This is a genomic window from Halovulum sp. GXIMD14793 (genome assembly GCF_054457435.1).
This window is the reverse complement of sequence record NZ_JBTLNE010000031.1, coordinates 23,756-45,437: the sequence shown is the minus strand read 5'-3', so window position 1 is coordinate 45,437 and position 21,682 is coordinate 23,756. Positions and strand designations below refer to the sequence as shown.

General features: G+C 61.9%; 22 protein-coding genes. 14 read left to right on the top strand and 8 right to left on the bottom strand.

What is annotated here, in order from left to right; genetic code table 11:
• Positions 1-118, bottom strand: a 118-nt coding sequence (locus tag ACW9UQ_RS10625) for a GTP-binding protein (protein ID WP_458930999.1), incomplete at its 3' end; no start/stop codon positions are given.
• A gap of 202 nt (positions 119-320) precedes the next feature.
• On the opposite strand from ACW9UQ_RS10625, the gene ACW9UQ_RS10620 reads away from it, so the two are divergent.
• The 3 genes from ACW9UQ_RS10620 (at position 321) to ACW9UQ_RS10610 (ending at position 3,759) form a co-directional block, all read left to right on the top strand.
• On the top strand, positions 321-1,463 hold the full coding sequence (locus tag ACW9UQ_RS10620) for a rhodanese-like domain-containing protein (RefSeq protein WP_458930995.1): 1,143 nt from the start codon (positions 321-323) through the stop codon (positions 1,461-1,463).
• Positions 1,464-1,526: 63 nt separating this feature from the next.
• Complete coding sequence (metG, locus tag ACW9UQ_RS10615) at positions 1,527-3,242, top strand: methionine--tRNA ligase (RefSeq protein ID WP_458930994.1); 1,716 nt, start codon at positions 1,527-1,529, stop codon at positions 3,240-3,242.
• Positions 3,226-3,759 (top strand): RNA 2'-phosphotransferase, encoded by a 534-nt coding sequence (locus tag ACW9UQ_RS10610; protein WP_458930993.1) that lies wholly within the window; start codon positions 3,226-3,228, stop codon positions 3,757-3,759. The genes metG and ACW9UQ_RS10610 overlap by 17 nt, the downstream gene beginning before the upstream one ends.
• 316 nt (positions 3,760-4,075) lie before the next feature.
• Here ACW9UQ_RS10610 and ACW9UQ_RS10605 read toward each other — a convergent pair whose 3' ends face one another.
• The 3 genes from ACW9UQ_RS10605 to ACW9UQ_RS10595 form a co-directional block, all read right to left on the bottom strand.
• A complete protein-coding gene (locus tag ACW9UQ_RS10605) occupies positions 4,076-5,128 on the bottom strand; it encodes a GGDEF domain-containing protein (protein WP_458930992.1) in 1,053 nt (350 codons plus the stop codon).
• 105 nt (positions 5,129-5,233) lie between these two features.
• Positions 5,234-6,163 carry an ornithine carbamoyltransferase gene (gene argF / locus ACW9UQ_RS10600; RefSeq protein WP_458930991.1) on the bottom strand — a complete coding sequence of 310 codons (930 nt, stop codon included), beginning with the start codon at positions 6,161-6,163 and terminating at the stop codon, positions 5,234-5,236.
• Positions 6,160-7,335, bottom strand: a complete 1,176-nt coding sequence (locus ACW9UQ_RS10595) for an acetylornithine transaminase (RefSeq protein ID WP_458930990.1) — start codon at positions 7,333-7,335, stop codon at positions 6,160-6,162. The genes argF and ACW9UQ_RS10595 overlap by 4 nt, the downstream gene beginning before the upstream one ends.
• Positions 7,336-7,510: 175 nt before the next feature.
• Between ACW9UQ_RS10595 and ACW9UQ_RS10590 the strand changes: the two genes are divergently transcribed.
• The 6 genes from ACW9UQ_RS10590 to xylB all read left to right on the top strand — a co-directional run bounded on the left by ACW9UQ_RS10590 (position 7,511) and on the right by xylB (position 11,691).
• On the top strand, positions 7,511-8,146 hold the full coding sequence (locus ACW9UQ_RS10590; protein WP_458930989.1) for an SH3 domain-containing protein: 636 nt from the start codon (positions 7,511-7,513) through the stop codon (positions 8,144-8,146).
• Between the two features lie 118 nt (positions 8,147-8,264).
• Positions 8,265-8,861 carry a GcrA family cell cycle regulator gene (locus ACW9UQ_RS10585; RefSeq protein WP_458930988.1) on the top strand — a complete coding sequence of 199 codons (597 nt, stop codon included), beginning with the start codon at positions 8,265-8,267 and terminating at the stop codon, positions 8,859-8,861.
• A 3-nt stretch (positions 8,862-8,864) separates the two neighbouring features.
• Positions 8,865-9,107 (top strand): hypothetical protein, encoded by a 243-nt coding sequence (locus ACW9UQ_RS10580; protein ID WP_458930987.1) that lies wholly within the window; start codon positions 8,865-8,867, stop codon positions 9,105-9,107.
• A gap of 91 nt (positions 9,108-9,198) precedes the next feature.
• Positions 9,199-9,672, top strand: a complete 474-nt coding sequence (gene smpB / locus ACW9UQ_RS10575) for an SsrA-binding protein SmpB (RefSeq protein WP_458930986.1) — start codon at positions 9,199-9,201, stop codon at positions 9,670-9,672.
• Between the two features lie 240 nt (positions 9,673-9,912).
• Positions 9,913-10,197: a hypothetical protein gene (locus ACW9UQ_RS10570; RefSeq protein ID WP_458930985.1), complete on the top strand. Its 285-nt coding sequence runs from the start codon at positions 9,913-9,915 to the stop codon at positions 10,195-10,197.
• Between the two features lie 54 nt (positions 10,198-10,251).
• Positions 10,252-11,691 carry a xylulokinase gene (gene xylB / locus ACW9UQ_RS10565; RefSeq protein ID WP_458930984.1) on the top strand — a complete coding sequence of 480 codons (1,440 nt, stop codon included), beginning with the start codon at positions 10,252-10,254 and terminating at the stop codon, positions 11,689-11,691.
• Positions 11,692-11,933: 242 nt separating this feature from the next.
• Here the strand turns inward: xylB and ACW9UQ_RS10560 are convergent, their stop codons facing one another.
• On the bottom strand, positions 11,934-13,019 hold the full coding sequence (locus ACW9UQ_RS10560; RefSeq protein WP_458930983.1) for a hypothetical protein: 1,086 nt from the start codon (positions 13,017-13,019) through the stop codon (positions 11,934-11,936).
• Positions 13,020-13,199: 180 nt separating this feature from the next.
• Here ACW9UQ_RS10560 and ACW9UQ_RS10555 point away from each other — a divergent pair, with 180 nt between their 5' ends.
• Positions 13,200-14,873 (top strand): hypothetical protein, encoded by a 1,674-nt coding sequence (locus ACW9UQ_RS10555; RefSeq protein ID WP_458930982.1) that lies wholly within the window; start codon positions 13,200-13,202, stop codon positions 14,871-14,873.
• On the opposite strand, the gene pcaB is transcribed toward ACW9UQ_RS10555, so the two are convergent.
• Both pcaB and pcaD read right to left on the bottom strand, forming a co-directional pair.
• A complete protein-coding gene (pcaB, locus tag ACW9UQ_RS10550; protein WP_458930981.1) occupies positions 14,858-16,186 on the bottom strand; it encodes a 3-carboxy-cis,cis-muconate cycloisomerase in 1,329 nt (442 codons plus the stop codon). The two genes, ACW9UQ_RS10555 and pcaB, sit on opposite strands and share 16 nt — an antisense overlap.
• Before the next feature lies 1 nt (position 16,187).
• Positions 16,188-16,973, bottom strand: coding sequence for a 3-oxoadipate enol-lactonase (gene pcaD / locus ACW9UQ_RS10545; RefSeq protein WP_458930980.1), 786 nt, complete (start codon positions 16,971-16,973; stop codon positions 16,188-16,190).
• Positions 16,974-17,053: 80 nt separating this feature from the next.
• Between pcaD and ACW9UQ_RS10540 the strand changes: the two genes are divergently transcribed.
• Positions 17,054-17,953 carry a DMT family transporter gene (locus ACW9UQ_RS10540; RefSeq protein ID WP_458930979.1) on the top strand — a complete coding sequence of 300 codons (900 nt, stop codon included), beginning with the start codon at positions 17,054-17,056 and terminating at the stop codon, positions 17,951-17,953.
• A 25-nt stretch (positions 17,954-17,978) separates the two neighbouring features.
• On the opposite strand, the gene truA is transcribed toward ACW9UQ_RS10540, so the two are convergent.
• Entirely contained in the window at positions 17,979-18,758 is a 780-nt protein-coding gene (gene truA, locus ACW9UQ_RS10535; protein ID WP_458930978.1) for a tRNA pseudouridine(38-40) synthase TruA, read from the bottom strand.
• Positions 18,759-18,835: 77 nt separating this feature from the next.
• On the opposite strand from truA, the gene ACW9UQ_RS10530 reads away from it, so the two are divergent.
• The 3 genes from ACW9UQ_RS10530 to ACW9UQ_RS10520 are packed head-to-tail and all read left to right on the top strand — an operon-like array spanning position 18,836 to position 21,677.
• Positions 18,836-20,257, top strand: coding sequence for a YcjX family GTP-binding protein (locus ACW9UQ_RS10530; protein WP_458930998.1), 1,422 nt, complete (start codon positions 18,836-18,838; stop codon positions 20,255-20,257).
• The gene (locus ACW9UQ_RS10525) at positions 20,254-20,697 is read left to right on the top strand and encodes a GNAT family N-acetyltransferase (RefSeq protein ID WP_458930977.1); all 444 of its coding nucleotides are present in this window, start codon (positions 20,254-20,256) and stop codon (positions 20,695-20,697) included. Before ACW9UQ_RS10530 ends, ACW9UQ_RS10525 begins: the two co-directional genes overlap by 4 nt.
• Positions 20,694-21,677, top strand: coding sequence for a YcjF family protein (locus ACW9UQ_RS10520; protein ID WP_458930976.1), 984 nt, complete (start codon positions 20,694-20,696; stop codon positions 21,675-21,677). The genes ACW9UQ_RS10525 and ACW9UQ_RS10520 overlap by 4 nt, the downstream gene beginning before the upstream one ends.
• Positions 21,678-21,682 lie beyond the last annotated feature (5 nt).

Below are 21,682 nucleotides of genomic sequence, written 5' to 3'. Positions count from 1 at the left end.
GAAACTCGCCAAACTGCTTCGTGATCGCCGCCGTCAGCGTCGTCTTCCCGTGGTCAACGTGACCAATCGTGCCGATGTTGCAATGCGGCTTTGACCGCTCAAACTTTTCCTTTGCCATGTCTTAACGTCCTTAGATGCCTTTGGCGGTTTGATTTTCCGGCGCTAATTAGGGAAGGCCAGCCCCAAAAGCAAGAGGTTTGGCACCTGATGGCACAAGCTAATGTGACCAGATGTGTGACAAGGCCGACAGACTCAACCCAAATGCTGGTGTAGAGTTGTCGACAGTAGAGTGACGATTGCAAGTTTATCGGAGGATGAAAGTGCTTGATTTGTCATTGCGCCTTTGCGGCGTTGCGTTGCTTATTTCATGCGGGACCGGCGCTGGAGCGCAGGACTGCAACAGTGTCTATACGGTGCGCGAAGGCGACACGTTAAGCAAGATCGCCGGAACGGTTTACGGCGATGTGCTGGCCTGGGACACACTTTATCAATCAAATCGCTCCACCGTCGGCGACGATCCCTCCCGCATCCGGGCAGGCCAGAAATTGGTCATCACCTGTGATCAGGATCTGCCCGAGGCGATGAACGATTTGCAATATGTGTCCGTCACGCCAATCGCTCAGCCCTGGGATTTGCAGCCCAGCCCGGCTGCCTTGTCCGATCTGCTGACAGTGCGAGGCACCCAGGTCGTCGATATCCGCTCTGAAAAACAACAGGCTGAGGGCCTGATCCCCGGTGCGCTTTCGATGCCCTTCTCACGCTGGCGCGGACCGCAATCCAATCCGGGCCAACCCGCCGATGACGCAAAACTGTCCCAACTGATCGGCGAGGCGGGTCTGCGGCTGGACCAACCTATTGTTATCGTTCACGCAAAAGGGGATGCGTTTGACACCGGTCGTGGGGCCTATGTCTATTGGGTCCTCAAATCCGCCGGGGCGCAGAAACTGGCCCTGCTTGATGGTGGGCACAAATCCTGGGTCAGCGCGGGACTGCCCCTTGATCCCGCCCCCGCCCAGCAACGCCCATATGCCGCCAAGATCAGCCTAAGCGAAACCTGGCTGGCCACCACCGGCGATGTTCAGGATATCGTCGATGGCGCGACACCCGGCATCCTTATAGATGCGCGCCCCAGCAGCATCTGGAACAAACACGACAAGTCAGGTGCCCAGGTCGCATCGACCCTCCCCGGTGCCAGCAATATAGCCGTACCGGCCTCCCACAAGCTTATGCAGGGCAGCGACAATGACGTCGTCCCGCTGTTGCAGCGGCTCAAAAACCAAGGCATCAACTGGGAAAACGAGCCTGTGGTTCATTTCTGCAATACAGGCGAACTGGCCGCGCTGAACTGGTTCCATGCATCCGAAGTTAGCGGCATCAGCAACGTCAAGCTATACCCCGATTCCTCGCATGGCTGGAAAGCCGGCGGCGGCGCACTGGCCTCACCACCCGAAGCTTTGGAATAACGCCGTCTGGCCAAGCCCGGATGCCTGCGTTATAGGCATTCGGCGCATGAAAAGGCTTGGACAATGGCACGGATTCTGATCACCTCTGCCCTTCCCTATATCAACGGGATCAAACATCTTGGCACGCTGGTCGGCTCTCAGCTGCCCTCGGACGTCTATGCCCGCTACATGCGGGGGCGCGGGCATGAGGTTTTGCATATCTGCGCGACGGACGAACATGGCGCCCCGGCCGAGATTGCGGCCGCCAAGGCAGGCCAACCGGTCGAGGCGTTCTGCGCCGATATGTGGCAGACGCAAAAGGATCTGGCAGACGGGTTTCGCCTTGGATTTGATTTCTATGGCCGCTCCTCATCGGACAGGAACCACAAGCTGACCCAGCATTTCGCAGGCAAACTGGCCGAGGCCGGGCTGATCCGCGAAGTCGCCAACAAGATGATCTATTCCAAGGCGGATGGCCGCTTCCTGCCGGACCGCTATGTCGAAGGCACCTGCCCGAATTGCGGCTATGACAGCGCGCGCGGCGATCAGTGCGAGAATTGCACCAAGCTGCTGGACCCAACCGATCTGCTCAATCCCCGCTCGGCGATATCCGGGTCCAGCGATCTGGAACTGCGCGAGACCCGGCATCTTTACCTGTGCCAGTCGACGCTGAAGGATCAGCTGGATACCTGGATCGACGCCCAGGCCGACTGGCCGGTGCTGACCACCTCCATCGCCAAGAAATGGCTGCATGATGGGGATGGATTGCAGGATCGCGGCATCACCCGCGATCTGGACTGGGGCATTCCGGTAAAGAAGGGCGATGAGGATTGGCCGGGCATGGAAGGCAAGGTCTTCTATGTCTGGTTCGATGCGCCTATCGAATATATCGCGGCCACTGCCGAATGGGCCGATGCCGAGGGGCTGGACGATACCGCCTGGCAGCGCTGGTGGCGCACGGATCAGGGTGCGGACGATGTGCGCTATGTCCAGTTCATGGGCAAGGATAACGTGCCGTTCCACACGCTCAGCTTCCCCGCGACGCTGATGGGCTCGGGCGAGCCGTGGAAGCTGGTCGATTACATCAAGTCCTTCAACTACCTGAACTATCAGGGCGGGCAATTCTCCACCTCTAAGGGACGGGGCGTGTTTCTGGATCAGGCGCTGGAGATCCTGCCCGCCGATTACTGGCGCTGGTGGCTGATGGCCAATTGTCCGGAAAGCAACGATACCGATTTCACGTGGGAACTGTTTCAGTCTGGCGTGAATAAGGATCTGGCGGACGTCTTGGGCAATTTCGTGTCCCGCGTGACCAAATTCTGCCGCTCGAAATTCGGCGAAGTGGTGCCCGAAGGCGGGACCTATGGCCCGGTCGAAGAGGCCCTGACCGCAGAACTGCAGACCCGCTTTGCCACCTATCAGGCGCATATGGACGCGATGGAGTTCCGCAAAGCCGCGGGGGAATTGCGGGCGATCTGGGTTGCGGGCAACGAGTATCTGCAATCCGCCGCCCCCTGGGCCGTGTTCAAAGAGGACGAAGACCGCGCCGCCGCCATCGTGCGTTTTGCGCTGAACCTCGCCCGGCTTTATGGCGTGCTGTCCGCGCCTTTCATCCCGGATGCCGCATCTGCGATCCTGACGGCGATGGGGGCATCGGATGCGGACTGGCCGGATGATATTGCAAAGGCCCTGACGGCCCTGCCCGGCGGCCATGCCTTTGCCGTGCCGGACAATCTTTTTGCCAAGATCACCGACGAGCAGCGCGAGGGCTGGGAGGCGCGCTTTGCCGGGGCCGGATGACAAGCAGATATCGAAATACCTGAGCCTTGTGTTGCGACATGCCCCGGAAAAAGCCGGGGTTACTCTGGACGCGCAGGGCTGGGTTTCTGTTGACGCGCTTCTGGCCGGATCGACCCTGCCAATCACCCGCAGCGATCTCGACCGCGTGGTACGCGACAGCGACAAACAACGCTTCGCCATATCGCCCGACGGTTCACGCATCCGGGCCAATCAGGGCCATTCGGTGCCGGTTGAGCTGGATCTCGAAGAGGTCACACCCCCGGAGCTTCTGTATCACGGCACCGTTGCCAAAGCCCTTGAGGTGATCCGAGCCGAAGGCCTGAAGCCGATGAAGCGCCATCACGTTCACCTGTCACCGGATATCGAAACGGCACAAACCGTCGGCGCCCGCCGCGGAAAACCCGTGATCCTGACCATCCTGGCAGGACAGATGGCCGCAGATGGCCTGCGTTTCTGGCGGTCTGAAAACGGTGTCTGGCTGACCGATGCCGTCGCCGCACCCTATATCCGCTTCTAAGGCGTCATACAAAAAACCTGACGTCACGCAGCAGCCTGCGCACCTGACACCGCCTGACTTCAAACCTCTCAACACTTCAAATTGAGACCAAATGTGTCGGTCATTTCGCAGGACGCAGCTACGGCCATCTTACCAGGCGTGTCATCCGACAGCACTGCTAAAGCGTCATGCGAAGAACCTGACTCATCTAACGCTGCCTGAAATCAGAGATTCCAACGCGCCCGATGTTGCCTGATGTCTCAGGTATTTCGCGAAACACTATAGGCGCGCCATCCGACCCCCTGCCAAGCCCACGACCAGAATCGCTCCAAAGGCATCACCCGATATAGGTTTCGTCAGCCCCCTCTCGCTGCGCCTTCAAAAGCAGGTTGTCGGCGCGGCTGACCAGGTCGTCCTTGGTTTCGCTTGGTTTCAAAAGCGCACCGCCAAAGCTGATGGACAGGGTGCCGATCTCTTCACCGCTTCGCTCTGCCACCCAGTCCAGCCGTTTGAACCCCTTGCGCACGCGCTCGGCGATGGCAAACGCCTCCCTGTCGCCAGTGTCGGGCAGCAGCACGGCAAAGCGTGCACCGGCAAATCGTGCGGCGACCTGATTGCCGCGCAACTGTCGGCGCAGTTCTTCGGCAAACAGCTTCATCACATTGTCGCCCGCCGTCAGCCCGTGCCGCGCTGTCACCTCGCTCAGCCCGTCAATCGCGCCCATCATGAAGGCAAGCTTCTGCTTTTTCTGACGCGCATCAAACAGGGCGCTATCCATGAAATCATCCAGCATGCGGCGGTTTGCCAACCCCGTCAGATAGTCGGTGTTGGAGGCACGCCGCACCTCGATCAGCTCACTTTTCAGCTTTGATATCTGCGCGCGGCTTTTCTCAAGCTGCACGGTCAGTTTCTGGGAAGAGGCGACATGGTTCTGGTTCATCTTGTGCAAGCGCGTAATGACACTCGACACCTCCTGCTTGGAGGTGCCTAACGCCAGCGACTGCTTTACGGATCGCAACGACCCGGAATACTCGGTCTGATCTTTCAGGTTTTTCTCAACCGCATCCGTGACCGAGCCGATCGTCGTCTGCAGGTCCTCGCCGATATCACTCAACTGATCATTCATGGATCGCGTCGACAGATGATCGTGGTACAGCGTCGTCAGCATGTCCGAGGTCATCGGCGCACCGGTATTCATCGCCGTGTCCAACGCGGTGTTGATCTCTTGCGATTCGCGGGCGCAGTAGGTGTACCAGACCTCAAACACCTGTGGCGTCAGTGGCGTGTTGTTCTTTTGTGCAAAGGCTATTGCCCGTGCGGCGACCGCGTCTCCGGCCACCGTGGCCTCGACCATTTCGCTGCCGTCCTGTCCCGTCCGCATATGCTGCATTGATACACCCGATTGTCTTGCTACCCCGGATGCCATTGATAGGCGGCCCGCCTTACCGAAGTGTAAAGCGGGCCGCGTTTTGGTGCCGAATTTCAGTCGGATTTTTTACAATGCGCCGATGCACCAGCGCATGATGGCCTTTTGCGCGTGCAGGCGGTTCTCGGCCTCGTCAAAAATCACCGATTGCGGGCCGTCCATCACCTCGGATGTCACCTCTTCCTCGCGATGTGCGGGAAGGCAGTGCATGAACAAGGCCTGCTCGCCCGCCTCGCGCATCAACTCGGCATTCACCTGATAGGGTTTCAGCAGGTTGTGACGGCGCGCGCGGGTGCTTTCGCCATCGTGCATCGACACCCATGTATCGGCCACCACCAGATCAGCCCCGGCCGCCGCCTTGGCCGGGTCACGCTCAATCGTCACCTGTGCGCCCATATTGCGCGCAACGCCAATCGCCTCTGCCGACGGGTCCAGTTGCTGCGGCCCGCTGAAGGTCACGTCAAAGCCAAACGGACCAGCGGCATGCAGGAACGACGCGCAGACATTGTTGCCATCGCCCATCCAGACCACCTTTTTGCCGCGCATATCGCCGCGATGCTCTTCGAAGGTCTGGATATCGGCCATGATTTGGCAGGGATGGCTCTGATTGGTCAGGCCATTGACCACTGGGACGCTGGCATGGTCGGCCAGTTCGGTCAGCGTTTCCTCCTCAAAGGTGCGGATCATGATCATGTCGACATATCGCGACATGACACGCGCCGTATCTGCCACCGACTCGCCATGGCCCAACTGCATCTCGGCCCCAGTCAGCACCATGGTTTCCCCACCCATCTGGCGCACACCAACATCGAACGAGGTGCGCGTGCGGGTCGAGGGCTTTTCGAAGATCAGTGCGACCATCTTGCCCGCCAAAGGCTGCGCGGCATCCTTTTCCGCGCGCCCCTTGCCTAGACGGGCCTGCTTGACGGATTTGGCATCGTCGATGATCGCCCGCAGAACCTCGGGCGGGGTGGTGTGGATATCAAGAAAATGGTTCATGATGCCTCCAATGCCTGGGCCGCGGCGTCCAGCCGCTTCAGACCTTCGGTAATTTCGTCCTCGGTGATGTTCAGTGGCGGCATGACACGCACGACATTATCCGCCGCCGGAACGACGATAACCTCAGCATCAAACCCCGCCTTGACCACATCAGGCACCGGCTTTCGGCACATCAGGCCCAGCATCAACCCCTCGCCCCGGACACCTTCAAAGACATCCGGATGGGCCGCAACCAGCCCCTCAAGCCCCTGACGTAAACGCCCCGACAGGCGGGAGACGTTGTCAAGGAACCCGTCCTCCGTCACCGCCTTCATCACCTCCAGCCCCACGGCACAGGCCAGAGGATTGCCGCCATAGGTGGAGCCATGGGTGCCGACGGTCATGCCATCCGCCGCCGCCTCGGTCGCCAGCGCAGCGCCAAGGGGGAAGCCGCCGCCAATACCCTTGGCGACCGTCATGATATCCGGCGCGATCCCGGCCCATTCATGGGCGAACAACCGGCCGGTCCGGCCCATGCCGCACTGAACCTCATCCAGGATCAGCAAGGCACCCGCCTCATCACATATCCGGCGCAACGCCTGCAGGTCCTCAGCCGGCAAAGGACGGATCCCCCCCTCGCCCTGAATAGGCTCCAGCATGATCGCCGCAGTGCAATCACTAACCGCCGTGCGCACCGCATCCATGTCGCCCCAGTCCAGATGCACGAAACCGGGCATCATCGGACCGAAACCGCCGACCATCTTTTCAGACCCCTGCGCGGCAATCGCACCGGTGGAGCGCCCGTGGAACGACCCGGAAAACGTGATGATCTCCAACCGTTCGGGCTGATCATTCTGGCTGAAATGCTTGCGCGCCATCTTGATCGCCAGTTCGACAGCCTCAGTCCCCGAATTAGTGAAGAACACCGTATCGGCAAAACTCGCCTCTACCAAGGCCTCGGCCAGCGCCTGCTGATTGGGAATCTGATACAGGTTAGAGGTATGCCAAAGTCGTCGTGCCTGCCCTTCCAATGCGGCGACGAGACGGGGGTTCGCATGGCCCAGGATGGTCACGGCAATGCCGCTGCCCAGGTCCAGAAAACGCTCACCAGTCTCGGTTATCAGCCAGGGGCCCTCACCTTCCACAAAGGAAAGAGGTGCCCGCGCATAGGTTGGCAATACGGGCGAAATCACGACGATCTCCTTTCTTGCGGCCAAAAAACAAAACGCCCCACCTGCGGCCGCACAGATGGGGAAAGATGTTTGTGACGCAGGGCTGGGGGATTTGTCAAACTTTAAGCATCGAATCGCTCGAACAGCGCGCAGTACGGCGGTAACGTAGGGACAACTGTCTTATTAAGGGGATGCCATGCGCCGTCATATCTGGTCCGCAATCGCCGCAACAATTCTTTTGCCCACGTCCCTTGCCGCGCAGACGCTGAAGGCCCCACCGGTTGATGAGGCCACGCTGAACCCCGCATTTGCCAGCTACCGCGCGCAGCTGATCCAGGCCGTTGATAGCCGCGATCCTGATGGGGTCGTGGCGGCCAGCTGCCCTGATATCAAGCTAAGCTTTGGCGGGGCCAGCGGTCATGCGGAACTGCGCAAGATGTTGGCGGATCCGAACAACCCGCTCTGGCAGGAGTTGCAGCAGGTTCTTGTCCTCGGCGGCCGCTTCGAAGGCACAGATGTGTTCACCGCACCGCATATGTGGAGCTTTGAACTGCCCGAGCAATACGATCCCTATCTCACCTATTTCGTGACCGGCACCGATGTGCTTATGCGCAATGGGCCCAGCAGCGATGCGGTTGCGATTGATGCCCTTTCCCATGATGTCGTTCTGGTGCCGGACTATTCCCAGGACGCCTATCTGCCCGTCACGCTGGCCGATGGCCGCAAAGGGTTTGTCAGCCGGGACTTTCTGCGCAGCGCGATTGATTACCGCGCAATCTTCACGCTTGAAGGCGGGCGTTGGCAGATGTGTGTCTTTATTGCAGGCGACTGAACGCCTCGGACCAGCCGTGTTACACACACGTCAGGTTCAGCAATTCTACACTCTCCCCTTGTAACCCCCCAGCGCAAGCGTCATATTGTGGCCTTGCCCGTGAGAGCCGGAGAAACAGATGTCCTGGACAGACGAACGCGTCGAAACCCTGAAAACCATGTGGAATGAAGGCAAATCCGCCAGCCAGATCGCGAAAGAGCTGGGCGGCGTGACCCGCAATGCCGTGATCGGCAAGGTGCATCGTCTCGGGCTGTCGAACCGGACAACAGCCGCCAAGGCCCCGGCAAAAGAACCTGCCAAGGCGAAGCCAGCCCCAAAGGCCAAGGCGAAACCGGCCAAGCCAGCCGCCGCCAAGACCAAGGCCGAGGCCAAACCAGCCCCCAAAGCCGAAGCGCCCGAGCCGGAGGTGAAACAACCGGTTCGCGCCAAGCCGCCCATCGTGGCCGGTCAACCGCTGCCGCCCCAGCCCTCGAATTCGGAAATCTCGCCCGAGACGCTGAAATCAATGGAGGAGCTGGAGAAAAAGGCCAAGAAGCTGACCTTGATGCAGCTGACCGAACGCACCTGCAAATGGCCCATCGGCGACCCCGCGACCGAAGATTTCTGGTTCTGCGGTCACCCCAGCGTGCCAGGCAAACCCTATTGCGAAACCCATGTGCAGGTTGCCTTCCAGCCGATGTCCAGCCGCCGCGACCGCCGCAGTTCCAGCCGCTGACCGATGTTCACCAACGAACACGGCTTTGACGCAAGTGTCATCACCCTGATCGACGAAGGCACCGGTGCCCTGCGCGAGGATGTCAGCATCACCATCTATGATGATCAGGTCACGATTGAACAGCTGGACCCGCGAACCGAAGCGACGCAAAGCATCACCCTGTCCATGGCCCAATTGCAGGATTTGCGCATTGCGCTCGACCTGCCCGAAGGCATCTATCGCCGCCCGGAGCGGCAGGAACCTTAGGACTGCGCCTCTATTCTAAGCAAGGTACCGCGCGCCCGGTCCGTGCGAACCCACTGGACTTTGACCCCACCCGGGCTTAGATCACGCCGTCATGGCCAGGAAACCGAAATCCAGCACCAATACCATCGCCGCGAACCGCAAGGCGCGCTACAACTATGCCATCGAGAATGACATCGAATGCGGCATCGTTCTGGAAGGCTCCGAGGTCAAATCGCTGCGCGAGGGCAAGGCCCAGATCACCGAAAGCTATGCCGAGGTGAAGGATGGGGAGTTGTGGCTGGTGAATGCCCAGATCGAGCAATACAACAAAGCCAAGACCTTCGGACACGAGGAACGCCGCCGCCGCAAATTGCTGGCCACCAAACGCGAAATCTCCCGCCTGTGGCAGGGCGTTAGCCGTCAGGGCATGACTTTGGTGCCGCTGGCAATCTATTTCAACGACAAGGGCCTGGCGAAGGTCAAACTGGGCCTCGCCAAAGGCAAGAAAACGGTCGACAAGCGTGATACGGAAAAATCGCGCGACTGGAATCGGCAGAAGCAACGGCTTCTGAAGGCGCAGGGTTAGCCTGCGCGCGGACATTCCGCCTTAGATAAAGCAGCTTATCCTGTAACAAAAAGCGATTGCGGTCCCACATACACGAAAATCGCAACTGTTGGCCATCGAACACAACTTTAACTTGTTTTGACAACGCTTTGACAAAACGCGATGATTTTACTTGTTACGCTACGGAAATCTGACTAGATATCGCGCTGGGATCATTGCTTTGTGATCATATCTAGTACTACGAGTTTGGAGACTGCGCCAATGAAATTCACCGTTCGATTGACAGCAGTTCTAGCAGCCGCAACACTTCTATCGGGCTGCCTGGAACGTAACCGCAATCCGGATGTGATCGTTGATACCGGTGCCGAAACCTATCCGCTCAAGGACCGGCACGCCAATATCTGGATTGATCCTGATGGATGCCAGCACTGGTGGATCGATGACGGTATCGAAGGCTACATGACCCCGCGCCTGAACCGCGATGGCACGCCGGTATGCGAAGGTCAGCTGAAAACCAAAGACGGCACGGTCATTTCTGACACCTGACCTCTCCGTCGGGCGCCGCCAAACCGGCGCCCCACTATGTCCAAGGGATGACACATGTTTCTCGGGATTGATCTTGGCACCTCCGGCGTCAAATCGGTCCTGATAGATGAAGCGCAGACCGTTATCGGTCAGGCGCAATCCCCCCTATCCGTTAGCCGCCCCCAACCAAGCTGGTCCGAGCAGGCCCCGGCTGACTGGATCACCGCGGTTGAGGCGTCTTTGGACAGCCTCACCTCGGATCATCCAACAGAAATGGCTGCGCTCAGCGGCATCGGCCTGTCCGGCCAGATGCATGGTGCGGTGCTGCTCGACACCGCAGATCGCCCCCTGCGGCCTGCCATCCTTTGGAATGACGGACGGTCCGCCCAGGAATGCGCAACGCTGGAAGCGCGCGCCGATTTTCGCGGCATCGGCGGCAATATCGTGATGCCGGGCTTTACCGCGCCCAAGCTGGAATGGGTGCGGCAGCACGAACCCGATACCTTCCATCAGATCGCCAAGGTATTGCTGCCGAAAGACTATGTCCGGCTCTGGCTGACCGGCGGGCATGTTTCGGAAATGTCCGACAGCGCCGGGACCCTGTGGCTGGATGCTGCCCGGCGGCAGTGGTCCACCGAATTGCTAAGCGCCACGGGGCTGACCGATCAGCAAATGCCCGATCTGGTTGAGGGGACAGAGGCTTCCGGCACGCTTCGGCCCAAATTAGCCAAGCGCTGGGGCATTCAACGCAGCGTCACCGTGGCCGGCGGCGGCGGGGACAACGCGGCCTCCGCCTGCGGCGTCGGGGCCGTCACCCCGGGGTCCGGGTTCCTGTCGCTCGGCAGTTCCGGCGTGCTGTTTGTGACCACCGCAGGGTTTGCGCCAAACACGGAACAGGCCGTCCACAGCTTCTGTCATGCTGTGCCCCGCACCTGGCACCAGATGGGCGTGATCCTGTCCGCCGCCGACAGTCTGAACTGGCTGTCGCGGATCACCGGCCAGCCCCCTGCCGCGCTGACGCAAGCTGCGGCCCGGATCGACAAAACCCCCGTCACCTTCCTGCCCTACCTGTCGGGGGAACGCACACCTCATAACAACGCAGCCGCAACCGGAGCGTTTGACGGCCTGACCCAATCCACCGATATCGCCGATCTGGCCCGCGCCTTACTGGAAGGCGTCGCCTTTGCGCTGGCGGACAATGTCGCAGCCCTCAACACAGCAGGAACTGAACCCGGAACCGTCTTTGCCATCGGCGGCGGCAGCCGCTCTGACCTTTGGCTACAGATCATCTCTGACGTCACCGGGCTGTCACTGGCCGTCCCAAAGGCAGGCGATGTCGGCGCCGCATTCGGGGCCGCAAGGCTGGCGATTTGCGCCGCAACAGGCGCAGACCCGCAATCCGTCTGCATGGCCCCTGAAGCCCAGCGCCAGATTACACCGAACCCAGACCATCGCAGCTATTACGAAACACGGCTCTCCCGGTTCCGCGCGCTTTACCCCGCCCTCAATCGCTGATTTCAGCCAGCGCTGAAGCGCCATATGAAAGCTGTATCACCCAAGGCTGCCTGAAATCAGAGATTTAAAGGCACCCGATGATGCCTGACCTCTCAGGTATTTCACGACACGCTATAGATGAGACAGGTTTCGCACGTCGCGCTACAGCATTTTGCGTTTTATCTGAAACATCATTTATTGCTTTTCGTGTTCAACCTAAGGGAGAGGTTGCAAAAAGTGATTCAGGTCAAACGCAAACTGCTCTAGGCCTGCAAAAGCCCCTCACTCTCCAGCGCGCCAACCGGTTTACGCGGCTTGGTCGACGCCGCCGGGACATAGCTGACACCCTTGCGCGCCAAAGGCTTGGCTGGACCATCGGGATCAGTATCACCCTCAGCACTAAGCACGCCGCCACCGTCCGGCAGAGGCGCGGGTTCATCAGCCACCGAAGCAGTCTGCAGATCGTCCGGCTGCTCTGAAACCCCCACTGTACTGCCCAAGTCCTCGTCAGTGTCACCAGGCAGAGCTAACGCAGCCTCGCCACTTTCCGGGCCATCACCTCCACTCACAAAACCAACATCCGCCAGATCCATTTCGGCCGCCACATCACCGGTCATGCCCGCGACAACCTGATCAACCTCCGGCAACGTATCATCCGACGCCATTTCCTGACCTTCCGCAGGGGCTGCGCCGACGGGCAACACCTCCGACCTTTCAACCAATCCTGCAAGCACCGGCTGCATCCCTGCCAGTTGCCCGGCCAGGTCCTGCACGTCTTGCCCAAGCAATGCGATCTGCGGCAACACAAGGTCCGAGATCGCCTGAATATCCGGCGCATCCGGCCGCTTGCTCAACCCATCCAGCAACTCCAGCTGGGCCGTCTGCGCGGGCGCATCGACCAGTTGCGCAGACATCGCCTCGACCTGTTCACCAAGGTCATCCAACCTGGCCAAAAGCGGCGTCAGCGCCTCAACCTTCTCAGCCAGTGGGGCAAGCGCCTGTGCGATCTGCTCCTCAATCGGGACGACGGCCTCAGCCTCCTCCTCCGTCTCGCTGGCCTCGATCATGCGCACCTGTGCCCGGGCAATTTCGCCGACGGCCTTGTGCAGCCGGGCAAACTCCGCCGTCAGATCGACCTGAGGCTCGGGCGGCGGCACTGGCTTTTGGATAACATCGTGAAAGATCGGATCATCATCCGTATCGTCCTCAACCTCTTCCGTCGCGATCTTCGCCAGACGCCGCGTCTCTGCCCAGTTGGCAATACATCGCTTAAGGCTCCAGACGGCATAGGACAGGCCCCCGCCCAAAACGGCGGCTCCTCCGATAAATGCATAGCTTAGTGCGTCCATGGCGAATCTTTTCTGCAAGCCCGGGGCCATCGGTAGCATTGCCGCCGTTACTCATTGGTTAACTGAGATGAAGCGATGCAGCCCCGGCTTTACCCTTTGATAACGCTCCCGGGTCCCGCGTTAGGGTTTTGGTAGGAAACGGCGCTTAAAACAGGCCCAAAACACCCCCGGAACCTTATCATGCCAGACGCCACACCCGACAATATGGATTTCCAGCCTGACCTCGACCGCCTGGTGGCGCTTGGCGCGGCGGATCACCTGCTGCAGATCCCCGTCAGCGATACAGGGGCGGAACACGCGATGCTGGAAAAGCTGACGGATGTTGTGCCTACGCCCGTGATCCGGCTGATGCACGGGGTTTATGCCTTCACCCTGTCCCCCGATCAGGCCGAGGCAACCTGCACCGCACTGGCAGAGTTTGACGGCATTCTCAGCGGCCTTGAGCCCACTGGGGCGGATCATCCCACGGCCTCTGAAATCACCGCACTTCTGGACGCCGCCCGGGCCTGCCAGCCGCCGGTGCTGCAGGCCGGGTTGCTGCTCAACCTCGCGCCCGCCAACCACGCGCCGCACCCGGACATGCAGGCGCTGGACGACCGGCTGACCCGGATTGAGGCAGGACTTGATCACCTGCCCGAGATGTCCGAGCAAGTGAACACGCTGCTTCAAACCATCGCAACGCCGCCATGGCTCGAAACCCTGCTGCCCGCCCACGGCAACGACGCAGGGGGCACCCCTGCCGAGGCCGATCTTTTGTGCGAACTGAAAGCCATCGCCCAGCAACTGCAAAGCGCCACCCAGACCTATCAGGACGGTCACAATGCCCTGCAGGAAAATCTGGGCGCGCTGCTGGATCAGACTAAAACGCTGGACAACCGCCTCTCGGATACCGATCACAAGGCCGAAAGACGCGATCTGCATCGGATCATTGATCGGTTGGCCAGCGCCGATACCGCCCCCATGCACCTGATCGCAGAGGGTCAACGTTTGACCCGGATCAATACCGGCCTGCAGACGGTGCTGGACCACCTGACGCGCGACATCGCTGAAAGCCCTGCGGCCGATGGCGAAAGCCGTCAGGATCTGGAACTCCAACTGACCGAAGCGCTGGCGAGCCTGCCCCACGGACAATTGCGCGACCTGGCCCTCGCCCAGACCGCCCCGATTTCCCGGCTGCTCGCCGACGCGATGGCGCCCAGCCCCGCAGATATCACGACCGAGGCCGCTCCTCCCCTCACCGAACAACTGGACGCCGGCGTGCCAACGGACGGCGAAGATCCCTTTGCGTCCAAAGAAGCTGAGCCCGACAGTCATTTCCAGGAGACAGGCGATGCAACCGACCAGACAGACCACGAGGATGATCCGTCTCATGAGGCAACGGCCATAAACCTCGGCGAGGACGTGCCAGAGACCACACTCTATGCAGAGGCCGACCCGTCAGACACTCAGCTCGGACCCGAACCGGAGTTTTGTTCGGCCACCCCAGAAGAGCCACAGGCCGACATGTCGGTGAATACCGAAACAGAAATGCCGGTTGAAACTGCGGCAGACAGCCTTGAAACGGAACCATATACCGGACCCTCACCCGACGCCCTAACGGTCGATGAGCAGGGTCCAATATGTCCGCATTGCCAGCAGCCCGCCGCAGTACAGGAGCCTTCGGCTTTTGCAGAGACGACCCTACCCGACAGGGACCCGTTGGTTGAACCGGAAGGGGCCGACCAGCCCGAGATTGACCCGGGGGCAAAGGATACCCCGGTTGCAGACTGCTATGACGCTAACGCGCCGGACACACAGCCAAAGGCAGACGCCCCGATCAACCAAGAGGCGCTCTGGCGTCAGGTCGGGTCCTGAAACCGGCTTTGCACGGCCGCAACGAAGCGATCCGCGAAAAGCGGGGCCGCGCCGAGTTGCCGGGCGGGGTCAAAGCACTCTGACCAATCCATGCCCTGAAGATCGGGCGCCGCTTCCAAAACCGCCCGCAGGCATTTGCCCTCCGTCACGGCAACGGTGACCGCTTCAGCGATCCGGGCCTGCGCCACGGGGCGGGGCTGGTGGCGGGCCAACGCGAAACTGCAGGCCTCGGCAAAAATCAGATCAGACGTGATTTCCCCCGGCTCATACCGCAGGCTGGTCACCAGATCATGTGCGCGCAGGCAAGCAAGCGCAGCCTGCGCGATCATCTGCGGCAGCAGCGCGGTTTCGGTTGCCCAGGCGGCCCCGTCCCGCTCGTCCCTGTGCTGCATCGCCTGATGCACTCCGCTGATCAGCGATGCGTTCATCTGCGCCAGATGAACCAGATGCTCCGCCACAACCGGGTTGCGCTTATGCGGCATGGTCGAGGACCCGCCCCCGTCCCCTGCATAAAACCCGCTGGCCGGATCCCGCATCGCCAGCAACATGTCGCCGCCCATCTTGCCCAGCGTGCCGGTGATCAGCGCCATCAGACCCGCCACCTCGGCCATCCCGTCCCGGGCCGTATGCCACGGCAAAGATGCGGCCTGCAGGCCCAAGTCTTCGGCCAGCACGTCAGCGATCCCGGGCCCATAGCGACCCAGCGCCGCCAATGTCCCCGACGCCCCGCCAAGGCTGACCTGCAACAGGCGCGGGCGTAACTCCTCAATCCGGTCAATATGGCGCAGCAGCGGCATACCCCAACCCGCAATCCGCGCCCCCAATGTCGTCAGCGTTGCCGGCTGACCGCGGGTGACAGCCACCATCGGGGCCTGCCGATGACGCGCCGCCTGCCCGGCCAGCGCGGTCGCCAGATCGGCCAGCCGTGCATCAAAAATATCCAGCACCCGGCGCAATCGCAGCACAAGCCCGGTATCCGCAATATCCTGCGAGGTCGTGCCCCAATGCACGTATGGCGCCGCATCCTCGCCCAGCTGGGCCCGAAACGCCTCGACCAAAGCCGGAACCGGCGTGCCCGAAGCCGCTGCACCTGCAGCTAGCGTGGCCGGGTCAATCAGCACATCCTGCGCGGCGGCAGAGATGCGGGCTGCGGCCTCTGCCGGGATCAGACCATGCGCGCCCTGCACCCGGGCCAATGCCCCCTCCACCATCAACATGGCACGTATCTGGGCGCTGTCGGAAAACAGGCGCTGGACCTCAGGGTCGCCATAGCTGCCGGACATCAAGGCGGAGTCAAAGGGGGATATGGCCACGCTACACCCTTTCGATGAAATCGCGGATGGCCCGCGCGGTTTCCGCCGGGGCCTCCACACAGGGCAGGTGGCCGACACCGGGGATCAGCTGGAACCGGCACTCAGGGATCAAAGTCGCCGTTTCGCGCACCAGATCAGGCGGGGTAGAGACATCAAGACCACCGGCCAGCGCCAGCCCCGGCAGGCACAACCGTGCCGTGCTGTCCATCAGATCGGTATCGGCAATGGCCTGACAGCACCCGATATAGCCCTCCGCCAGGGTCCGGGTCAGCATGGCGCGCCAGCCCGCCAATTCAGTGCTGCGAACCTTTCGGAAGGCGGGGGAAAACCAGCGCTCCATGACACTGTCAGCGATGCTTTCCAGACCACCTTTGCGCACCGCCTCGATCCGCTGTTGCCACATCTGCGGCGTTCCGATCTTGGCCGCTGTGTCAGCCAACACCAGGGCCTGCACCAGATCAGGGCGCTCCGCTGCCAGCCCCTGCCCGATCATCCCACCGATGGACAGTCCGACAAAAACCACATCGTGCACGTTCAGCGCATCCAGCAAGGCCGCGGCATCAGCAACCAGATCCCCCATGCCCCAAGCGTGGTTTGGCATGTCGCTCAGCCCATGGCCTCGTTTGTCGTACCGGATCAGACGCAGACCAGCGGGCAGATGCGGCAGCAGCGCATCCCAGACCCGCAGATCCGTCCCCAGAGAGTTCGCAAACACCACCGGACGGCCCTCAGGATCGCCATCCTGCTGGATGTGCAGGTTCAGGTTGTTCACATGGATCATCTGCATGGGACCGTTTTGGCCCGCGCGCCAGGTCAGGTCAACGCAAACCGCTCGACAGGCTGGCAGGCGGGACATAGCGTATCGGCATGAGCAGGCAGCTTACACACAGCGCAGGCGAGGCGCGCAAGGGCCATGCCGCGATGCTGGTCTTTTCCGGGCTGGTCGCGGGCTCCTTTGTTCTGGGCAGCCGGATCGCACCGCTGATTGATCCGGTGGCGCTGAACGCGCTGCGGTTTGTGATTGCAGCCGCGGTGATGGGGCTGGTGGCAGCACTAGGTCCGGGCCTGACACGGCAGGCCTTTGCCGCGCCCTGGCGCTATGGTCTGCTGGCGGGCATTTTCTGCAGCTATTTCGTGCTGATGTTTGTCGCCTTGCGCTATGCCAGCCCCGTCGCGACGTCGGCGGTCTTCACGCTGACGCCGCTGATGACAGCGGTGTTCGGCTGGCTGATCCTGCGCCAGCGCACCACGCCGCGCATGGCGCTTGCGCTTGCAACGGCGGCTGCGGGGGCGGTCTGGGTGATATTCGGGGCTGATATCGAGGCATTGCTGGCCTTTCGCATCGGCAACGGCGAGGCGATTTTCTTTGCCGGGTGTATCGCCCATGCCCTCTATCCGGTGCTGGTCGCGAAATTCAGCCGGGGCGAGCCGGTGGCCGTGTTTTCCTTTGGCGTTCTGGCATCAGCAGCGCTGATCCTATGCCTTGTCGGGTTTGGCGCGATACGGGACACCGACTGGGCGGGATTGCCGGGGATCGTCTGGGGCACGGTGATCTATCTGGCGGTGTTTGCATCGGCCCTGACGTTTTTCCTGATCCAGTTCGCGGCCCTTCGCCTGCCGGGCGCGAAGGTGATGGCCTATACCTATGCCGTGCCCGTCTGGGTGATCCTGTTGCAGGGCCTGACCGGACAGGGCTGGCCGCCGGTCGCGTTGCTGTTGGGGGTCGCGCTGGTCACCGCAGGCTTGCTGATGCTGTTGCGGGAGTAACGGGTAGGGTGGGTTTAAACCCACCCTACAGCATCGCCTGATCGAAGGGATCAACCGGATAAACAACATTTGCGAGGTAAAGACCTTGCGGGGGACAGACAGGCCCACATTCCGCCCGGTCACAAGCCGCCAGAGATTCGGCCACACGCCCAGCGGGCCAAGCCCCTGCACCGACCCGTTCCAGCGTGCCAACAAAGCTGCGCACCTGATTGTGCAGAAAACTGCGGGCGCGAACATCAAAGCGGAACTCGATACCATCCGGCCGCTCAATCTGCGATACATCCAGCCGATCCAGCGTGCGCGCAGGGCTGTCCGCCTGACAGATAGACGAGCGGAACGTCGTAAAATCATGCCGCCCGATCAGATGCGCCGCCCCGGCCTGCATGGCCTGCAGATCAAGCGGGTGCTTGACCTGCCAGACCTGCCCGGCCTCAAACGTCATCGGCGCACGGCGCACCAGCAGGCGGAACAGATAGTGACGCTCAACCGCATCAAACCTGGCATGAAAATCATCGGCAACCCGCGCCGCGCCCACAATCGCAACCGGCGCTGGCTTCAGATGGTAGTTCAGCGCCTCTGACAACCGAAACGCCTCCCAGTCGCGCACCAAATCCACATGCGCCACCTGACCAAACGCATGCACACCCGCATCCGTCCGCCCTGCTGCTGCGATACTGCCGGTCCCGGGCTCCAGTTTGCGCAGCGCCGCCTCCACCGCGCCCTGCACGGTCGCCGGTCCGTCCTGACGCTGCCAGCCCGCGAACGGCCCGCCGTCATATTCGATTTTCAACGCATACCGAGGCATCCCCTGCCCCTAGCGCGGCAAAGACCTGTCGCCAACCCCCTGTTTTTCATCCAAACCGCTGTTATATGAATCGAATGATCGGGATTGGGGATATCACCGACGCCGTCGCGCGCCAGATAGAGGCCGCGCAATCCGGCGTCGAGCGCGCCTTGCTGGAACCGGTGGTGCGGCTGGGCGTCACCGGCCTGTCGCGCGCGGGCAAAAGCGTCTTCATCACCTCGCTTGTCGCCAATCTGCTGAACCGGGGCCGGATGCCTCAGCTGGCCGCCGAGGCCGAGGGGCGCATTCTGTCCGCCTTTCTGCAGCCGCAGCCGAATGACGCGGTGGCGCGGTTCGACTATGAAACCCATCTGGCCGCACTGACCGGCCCCGCCCCCCACTGGCCCGACAGCACCCGAACAATCTCCCAGCTGCGGCTGTCGCTGAAACTGCGCCCGCAGGGCCTGCTCTCCGGGGTGACCGGGCCCAAAACCGTGCATCTGGACATTGTCGACTATCCCGGCGAATGGCTGCTGGACCTGCCCTTGATGTCGCAAAGCTATGCAGACTGGTCCGCAGCCACGCTGGATCAGGCGCGCGGAACCGCACGCGCCGCCCTCGCCCGGCCCTGGCTCGATACGCTTGGCGCGGCAGACCCGGCGGCGATGCTGGACGAAACCACAGCCGCCGCGCTGGCAGGCAGCTTCACCAACTATCTGCGGGCCGCGCAGGATCAGGGCCTGTCTGCCGCGGCCCCAGGGCGGTTCCTGCTGCCCGGCGATCTGGCGGGCTCTCCGGCGCTGACCTTTACGCCGCTGCCAAAACCAGCGGACCGCCCGGGCCGCAACAGCCTGTATGCGGCGTTCGAACACCGTTTCGATGCCTATAAGCGCATCGTCGTCAAACCCTTCTTTCGCGATCACTTCGCCGCGCTGGACCGCCAGATCGTTCTGGTCGATCTGCTCTCTGCCATCGCCGCCGGACCGCAGGCCCTGGAAGAGCAGCGTCAGGCGATGACCGATATTCTGGAATGCTTCCGCCCCGGTCGGAATTCCTGGCTCGCGCCCTTGCTGGGCAAACGGGTCGAAAAAATCCTCTTTGCCGCAACCAAGGCCGACCATCTGCACCATGCGCAGCACGATCGGCTGGCCGCAATCACCCAAGCCATGCTGGACGAGGCCCGCCGCCGCGCCGATTTCAAAGGCGCAAAAACACAAGGCATGGCACTGGCCGCCCTGCGCGCAACCACCGAACAGACGGTGACCCATGACGGCCAGACCCTGCAGACGGTGCGCGGCGCCCTGATGGACGGACGCAACGCCGCGATGCACGCTGGCGAGTTGCCCGATGATCCCTCACATCTGCTGACACCGGCCCGCAAAGGGGCCGAACACTGGCTGGACGCGGATTTCTCGGACATGAAATTCGCCCCGCCAAAACTGACGCTGGCCCCCGGCGAAGGCCCGCCGCATATCCGGCTGGACCGTGCCGCGCAATTCCTGCTTGGTGACAAGCTATGAGCGTCCGGCTGCGCCCCGCCCGGCCCGTGGATGCCGACCCCTGCGCCCGCATCCTTGCTGACTGGATCGCCGAGACGCCATGGATGCCGCGCCTCCACACGCCGACAGAAGACATCAACTTTATGCTGGTAAAAATCCGGACCCACCGCGTGACCATCGCCGAAAGCGATGATGTTCTGGGGTTCCTGACGCTAGAGACCGATTATGTCTCTGCGCTTTACGTCAGCAGTGCTGCGCGCAGCCAGGGGATCGGCAAACGCCTGCTGGACGACGCGAAATCCCGTGCGCCGCGCCTCAGCCTCTGGACCTTTCAGGCCAATATGCCCGCCCGCCGGTTCTATCTGCGCGAAGGCTTTGAAGAGGCCCGGCGCACCGAAGATGACAACGAGGAAAAGATGCCGGATGTTGAATATGTTTGGTCAACAGAGATAGCAGAATGAGCCGCGGACCGGTCATCATCGACGCCGACCAGCTGGACCCGGCCCCGGGCCCGGATCAGGCCCCGCCGGTTCCTGACGCGCCCCAGACCGCCGCAATGCAGCGCGGGCTGCAGCTGGCGGCCAAGCGCGCCAATCCCTTCATCAAACTTGTCTGGGCCGCGCTGACCGGGCTGATCGCCATGGCCATCGGGCTGGCAGCATGGGATTTTGTAACCAATCTCGTCAGCCGCAATCAGGTCCTCGGCTGGATCGCCCTTGTGCTTGTCGGGATCGTCGCCCTGGGTCTGATCCTATTCCTGCTGCGCGAACTGGCAGGCCTTGCCCGGCTGGCGCGGATCGACCGGCTTCAGGCCCAGGCGGCCGAGGTCCGGCGGGATGGCGACCGAACCGCCGCACTTTCCCTCTCGGGCAGGCTGGAACGCCTGTGCCGCCACCGCGACGATCTGCGTCTGGGTCTTGATGCGTTGACGGCCCGCCGCGACGAGTTGCTGGATGCCGACGCCATTCTCGATCTGACAGAACGCAGCCTGATGGCACCGCTGGATCAGATGGCCCGGGTCGAGATTGAAACAGCCGCCCGCTCGGTCGCGGCGGCCACTGCCCTTGTGCCGCTGGCGCTGGCGGATGTGATTGTGGCGCTGACCGCGAATATCCGCATGGTCCGCCGCATCGCTGAGGTCTATGGCGGCCGCGCCGGGACGCTGGGGTCGTGGCGGCTGTTGCGCGCCGTCGCGATGCACCTGCTGGCCACAGGCGCGGTGGCGGTCGGGGATGACCTGATCGGTTCGGTCGCAGGCGGCGGGGCGATCTCAAAGATCTCGCGCCGCTTTGGCGAGGGTGTGGTGAACGGCGCGCTGACCGCAAGGGTCGGCATCGCCGCGATAGAGGTCTGCCGCCCAATGCCGTTTCACACCGAAAAACGCCCCCGCGTCGGCAGCCTTGTCAAACGCGCACTAGCTGGGCTGTTTGGCAATGGCTGAACAAC